The 5,514-nt window shown below is 32.8% G+C and carries 6 protein-coding genes; all 6 read right to left on the bottom strand.

Features of this window, described 5'->3' with window-relative positions:
- Nucleotides 1-18 precede the first annotated feature (18 nt).
- Nucleotides 19-1,152, bottom strand: coding sequence for a bifunctional histidinol-phosphatase/imidazoleglycerol-phosphate dehydratase HisB (gene hisB, locus RMO70_RS12520; RefSeq protein ID WP_310556776.1), 1,134 nt, complete (start codon nucleotides 1,150-1,152; stop codon nucleotides 19-21).
- Nucleotides 1,153-1,192: 40 nt separating this feature from the next.
- Nucleotides 1,193-2,245 (bottom strand): histidinol-phosphate transaminase, encoded by a 1,053-nt coding sequence (gene hisC, locus RMO70_RS12515; protein WP_310556775.1) that lies wholly within the window; start codon nucleotides 2,243-2,245, stop codon nucleotides 1,193-1,195.
- 54 nt (nucleotides 2,246-2,299) lie between these two features.
- Nucleotides 2,300-3,577, bottom strand: a complete 1,278-nt coding sequence (gene hisD, locus RMO70_RS12510) for a histidinol dehydrogenase (protein WP_310556774.1) — start codon at nucleotides 3,575-3,577, stop codon at nucleotides 2,300-2,302.
- Nucleotides 3,578-3,748: 171 nt separating this feature from the next.
- Nucleotides 3,749-4,606, bottom strand: a complete 858-nt coding sequence (gene hisG / locus RMO70_RS12505; protein WP_310556773.1) for an ATP phosphoribosyltransferase — start codon at nucleotides 4,604-4,606, stop codon at nucleotides 3,749-3,751.
- Between the two features lie 281 nt (nucleotides 4,607-4,887).
- Nucleotides 4,888-5,349, bottom strand: coding sequence for a DUF2231 domain-containing protein (locus RMO70_RS12500; protein ID WP_310556772.1), 462 nt, complete (start codon nucleotides 5,347-5,349; stop codon nucleotides 4,888-4,890).
- Between the two features lie 11 nt (nucleotides 5,350-5,360).
- Complete coding sequence (locus RMO70_RS12495; RefSeq protein ID WP_409025087.1) at nucleotides 5,361-5,486, bottom strand: M15 family metallopeptidase; 126 nt, start codon at nucleotides 5,484-5,486, stop codon at nucleotides 5,361-5,363.
- Between the last annotated feature and the right edge of the window lie 28 nt (nucleotides 5,487-5,514).

The raw sequence follows: 5,514 nt of genomic DNA, 5'->3' as shown, positions 1-5,514 counted from the left end.
AACCAACAACTATTAACTTTAAAGCATTCCTTTAGTTGATGGTAAAATCATCTTTTCTACATCTCTTTTGACTGCCACTTTTATGGCTTTTGCAAATGCTTTGAAAATGGCTTCAATTTTGTGATGTTCGTTCGTGCCTTCCGCTTTAATATTTAAATTGGCCTTTGCACCATCGGTAAACGATTTGAAAAAGTGAAAAAACATTTCTGTTGGCATTTGACCAATCATTTCCCGCTTGAATTCGGTTTCCCAAACCAGCCAATTACGACCACCAAAATCGATGGCTACTTGTGCCAAACAATCGTCCATTGGTAAACAAAATCCGTAACGTTCGATGCCTAATTTGTTGCCCAACGCTTTCGAAAAAACTTCTCCAAGCGCAATGGCAGTGTCTTCAATGGTGTGATGTTCATCTACTTCCAAATCACCTTTGACTAGAATTTCTAAATCCATTTGACCATGACGTGCGATTTGGTCTAACATATGGTCGAAAAAAGCAATGCCTGTTTCGATTTTGCTTTTACCTGTTCCATCAAGGTTTATTTGGATTGAAATATCAGTTTCATTTGTTTTTCTAACAATGGAAGCCACACGGTTTTCTAGTTTTAGAAATTCATATATTTTTTGCCAATCGCTAGTTTCCAATGCGATATAAGGATTTAATTCCTCTTTTTTAACGGATATTTCTCCCGTTCCAAGGTTTGTGTTATCATTAATGAAAATGGCTTTGGAACCTAAATTTTTACCCAATTCAACATCAGTTAATCGATCTCCTATTACAAATGAATTTGCTAAATCATATTCGGATGAAAAATAGTCGGTTAATAAACCTGTTTTTGGTTTTCTTGTTTCAGCATTTTCAGCTGGAAATGTTCTGTCAATGCAAACCTTATCAAAAACAACACCTTCATTTTCAAAGGTTTTCATAATAAAATTGTGAACGGGCCAAAATGTTTCTTCTGGGAAACTTGCAGTTCCTAAACCATCTTGATTGGTAATCATAACTAATTCAAAATCTAATTCTTGTGCAATTTTGCTCAAAAACGGAATGCATTTTGGATAAAAAATCATTTTTTCGAAAGCATCGATTTGTTCGTCAATGGTTTCTTTAATCATTGTTCCGTCTCGGTCAATAAATAGTACTTTTTTCATTATTTTATTGTTTTTATACCTAACAGGTTTTGAAAACCTGTTAGGATTTATCTAATACTTTTAACACTGAAATAAATTTTTGATTTTCTACCTCAGTTCCAATGGTTATTCTCAAACAGTTTTCGCATAATGCATCGTTAGTTCGATTGCGAATTACGATTCCTTTTTCTAACAATTGATTGTATCTTTTGTTAGCATCATCCACTTTGCAAAGAATAAAATTAGCATCGGTTCTGTATATTTCTTTGACAATATTGGTGTTTAATAATTCTCCATAAATCAAATTTCTTTGATTTTTTATTTCTTCTACTTGATTTTTTACAGTTTCTTGACTTTCAATATATTGCAATGCTTTACTTTGAGTTAAAACATTGACATTGTATGGTGGTTTTATTTTATTTAAAACGGTAATAATTTCAACAGAACCATACAAAATTCCCAATCGAATTCCTGCCATTCCGTATGCTTTTGATAGCGTTTGTGTGATGACTAGGTTTGGATAATCGCTAATTTCTGACAACCAACTCTCTTTAGCAGAAAAGTCAATATAGGCTTCGTCTAAAACCACAATTCCATTAAAATTTTTGAGTAAAGTTACTATACTTTCATCTGAAAAAGAATTTCCAGTTGGGTTGTTAGGTGAACAAAGAAAAATCATTTTGGTATTTTGGTCAACCGATGCTAAAATCTTGTCTATTTGAGGCTCAAAATTTTCATTCAACAAAACTTCTCGGTTTTCGATGGCATTTAAATTGGCCAAAACACCATACATTCCATACGTTGGTGGCAAAGTGATTACATTGTCTCTATTGGGTTCGCAAAAAGCACGAAACAATAAATCGAGCACTTCATCGCTTCCGTTACCTAATAAAATTTTATTTTCGGGTACTCGCTTTATTTCAGAAAGAGCCAATTTTACAGTTTTCTGTTGTGGGTCTGGATAACGATTCACTCCGTTTTCATTGGGATTTTCGTTGGCATCAAGGAAAATCATTTCTTTATTGAAGTCCTTGAATTCATCACGTGCGGACGAATAAGGCTGCATATTTTTTATGTTTTCTCTGATGAGATTTTGTATGTTGAAATTGTTCATTTTTAGTTTTAAATTATACCTAACATGTTTTTTAAACCAGTTAGGATATTAATCTTAATATTCTAATCTTAAAGTTACCGCATTTTTATGTGCTTGCAATCCTTCGGATTCCGCCATAATTTCAATGGCTTTTCCTATATTTTGAATTCCTTTTTGTGATATTTTCTGGAAAGTCATTGATTTTAAGAAACTATCTAGATTTACACCCGAATAATTTTTTGCGTAACCGTTGGTTGGTAAGGTATGATTGGTTCCAGAAGCATAATCACCCGCACTTTCGGGTGTGAAATTTCCAATAAAAATGGAACCAGCGTTTTGGATATTATTGACATAGAAATCATCATTATTGGTACAAATTATAAAATGTTCAGGACCATATTCGTTTATTAAATCTAAGGCAATTTTGTCATTTTCAACATAAATTAGTTTTGAATTTTCGATAGCTTTTTCGGCAATTGCTTTTCGAGGCAAAATCTGAATTTGCTTGCTGATTTCAATTTCGACTTTATCAATCAATTTTTTTGAAGTTGAAACTAGAATAACTTGACTATCAGTTCCGTGTTCGGCTTGGCTTAATAAATCGGAAGCTACAAAACTTGGAATAGCAGCATCGTCAGCAACAATCAACAACTCACTTGGCCCAGCTGGCATATCGATAGCAACTCCAAATTGCGTTGCTACTTGCTTAGCAACTGTTACATATTGATTTCCTGGTCCAAAAATTTTATACACTTGAGGAATGGTTTTGGTACCAAAAGTCATTCCAGCAATGGCTTGAATACCGCCTACTTTCAAAATTTTTGAAACTCCACAAAGATTGGCGGCATATAATATAGCAGCATTTATTTTTCCTGATTTATCTGGTGGAGAACACAAAACAATTTCTTTGCAACCCGCAATTTGAGCTGGAATAGCCAACATTAAAACTGTTGAAAATAAAGGTGCAGTTCCGCCAGGAATATACAATCCGACTTTTTGAATTGGTCGTTTTTCTTGCCAACAAGTAACTCCTTCAGTAGTTTCTACTTCTATTTTGGTAGTGATTTGTGCTTTGTGAAATTTTTCAATATTTGATTTGGCCAGCTGAATGGCTTTTTTCAATTCTTGAGAAACAAGATTGATTGCTTCTTCGATTTCTTGATTTGAAACTTCAATGTTTTCTATAGTTATTCCGTCAAAAAGGGATGTGTATTTTGCAACTGCAACGTCGCCTTTGACTTGCACTTCTTTGAAAATTCCTTTTACGGTTTCTTCAATATCGTTGAAAGTTTGTGTTGGTCTTTTTAAAACTTCAGACCAAGTTTCGGGTTTCGGGTTTATTATTTTGTTCATTTCTGTGATTTTGAAATGTTAATTGGTAAAAAGAGTATGAATTTTAGCCCCGATTGAGTGGAAATCCTTTTTTATTTTTTTGCCCTTCGACAAGCTCAGTATGACAAAAAAATAAAAAAGATTGGAACGAAAGCGGGAATAATGTTCTGGGTTGGGGTGTTGTTTGTGCTCCTAGAAAACCATTTTCTCAATTGGACAAACCAAAATTCCCTCTGCTCCTGCTTCTTTCAGTTTATCGATTACATCCCAAAACTGATCTTCGTCAATTACAGACTGAACGCTGCTCCAACCGACTTCGTTAAGCGGAACTACAGTTGGACTTTTTAAAACGGGGAGAATTTGAGAAACAGCTATAATTTTTTCGTTTGGGACATTCATCAAAATATATTTTGAAATCCTTGCACGAAGAACTGCTTGAATTCTAAATCTTAATTTGTCTAAAACGACTTGTTTTTCTGGTGTAATAAAAGGAGAAACGGCAAGAACGGCTTCACTTTTCATAATGACTGCAACTTCTTTGAGATTGTTTTTGAAAAGGGTACTTCCGCTAGAAACAATATCGACAATGGCATCGGCTAGACCTATATTTGGTGCTATTTCTACCGAACCAGAGATTTGGTGTAAATCCACTTTTACATTATTTTGTTTGAAATAATTTAGAGTTGTGTTTGGATACGATGTGGCAATTCGGAGTTTTTTTAAATCATCTAATGATTTGAATTCAAAGGCTTTGGGAACTGCCACAGATACTCTGCATTTTGAAAAACCTAATTTTTCGATGATTTTAATATTTCCGCCTTTTTCGACTAGAATATTATCTCCGACAATGGCAATATCGACAACGCCGTCTAATAAATACTGAGGAATGTCTGAATTACGAAGGAATAAAACTTCTAGTGGAAAATTGGTAGCAGAGGCTTTGAGTTGGTCGTTACCGTTATCGACAGAAATACCACAATCTTTAAGGATTTTTAGGCTGTCTTCGTTTAAACGTCCAGATTTTTGAATAGCAATTTTTAAAGTGTTCATTTTGTTGTTTTGGTTTAAGAATTAAATTTGAATACAACAAATGATTTTAAATAAAAAACCCGTTTGATGTACTCAAACGGGTTTTAAAATATATGATTTATACACATATCATTAACTCATCGCTTGAGAGCAATTATGGAAATGATGATGATGTAATTGAATTGTAAACATTTTTGTTTTATTGAATTGCAAATATAAGATGAAAATTATTAAATAAACTACTAATGTCTAAATTTTATGTTTTGTTGAAGTAAAAATTATTAGATAATTACTATTTAATTCTATTTTACATTTTGAATTTCAATAGTTTGACGAATTTCTGTATGACGAATTTCTCCTCCAGAAGTCCCAACAGCTTTAGACAAAATTACCGTTACAATAGCCAATGTTAAAGCTAAAAAACTAAACAATTTTGCTTTTGGATGATTTTTAAAATTTGAAATTAGTCCTAAAATTGAAATTAAACCCAAAGCATAAGCCAGCTTCATATAGGTTTCGGCTTGTTCTTCGTGTTCGTGAATTAAATCTTGCGAAATACCTAGATTTTCGACAATATCTTCTGCTTTTTCGCCAGTAAACATTGATACTTTTCCAAGAATCATACAAACAATGAATATAGCGTAAGCTGTGTTTTGAATGGATTTATTTTTTGAAATAATTCCTGCAAGTAAAATCCCAAGCCCAAAAATAGTTCCAACAATTGGAAAATGATTTATTAAAAGGTGTAAATGTGCGTCGTTCATAAATTTAATTTTTAGTTAATTAACTCTGGTCTATATTCAAAATGCATTGTGTCATAATGAGTCCAATTTCCTCCCCAAATAAAACCATATTTTTCAAAAATGGCTACTATTTTTTGTGGAATTTTATTTTTGTAAATCAGTTTTGCCTCTTCGTTTTTGCATTTG

Source organism: Flavobacterium sp. (assembly GCF_031422135.1).
GTDB lineage: Bacteria > Bacteroidota > Bacteroidia > Flavobacteriales > Flavobacteriaceae > Flavobacterium.
Note: the sequence above shows the minus strand (reverse complement) of the source record. Positions and strands in the feature narration are given on the sequence as shown.

What these genes read in the sequence shown, in the direction of transcription:
- hisG (WP_310556773.1), bottom strand. Translation starts at nt 4,606, where the DNA reads ATGAACACTTTAAAAATTGCTATTCAAAAATCTGGACGTTTAAACGAA.
- hisD (WP_310556774.1), bottom strand. Translation starts at nt 3,577, where the DNA reads ATGAACAAAATAATAAACCCGAAACCCGAAACTTGGTCTGAAGTTTTA.
- hisC (WP_310556775.1), bottom strand. Translation starts at nt 2,245, where the DNA reads ATGAACAATTTCAACATACAAAATCTCATCAGAGAAAACATAAAAAAT.
- RMO70_RS12500 (WP_310556772.1), bottom strand. Translation starts at nt 5,349, where the DNA reads ATGAACGACGCACATTTACACCTTTTAATAAATCATTTTCCAATTGTT.
- hisB (WP_310556776.1), bottom strand. Translation starts at nt 1,152, where the DNA reads ATGAAAAAAGTACTATTTATTGACCGAGACGGAACAATGATTAAAGAA.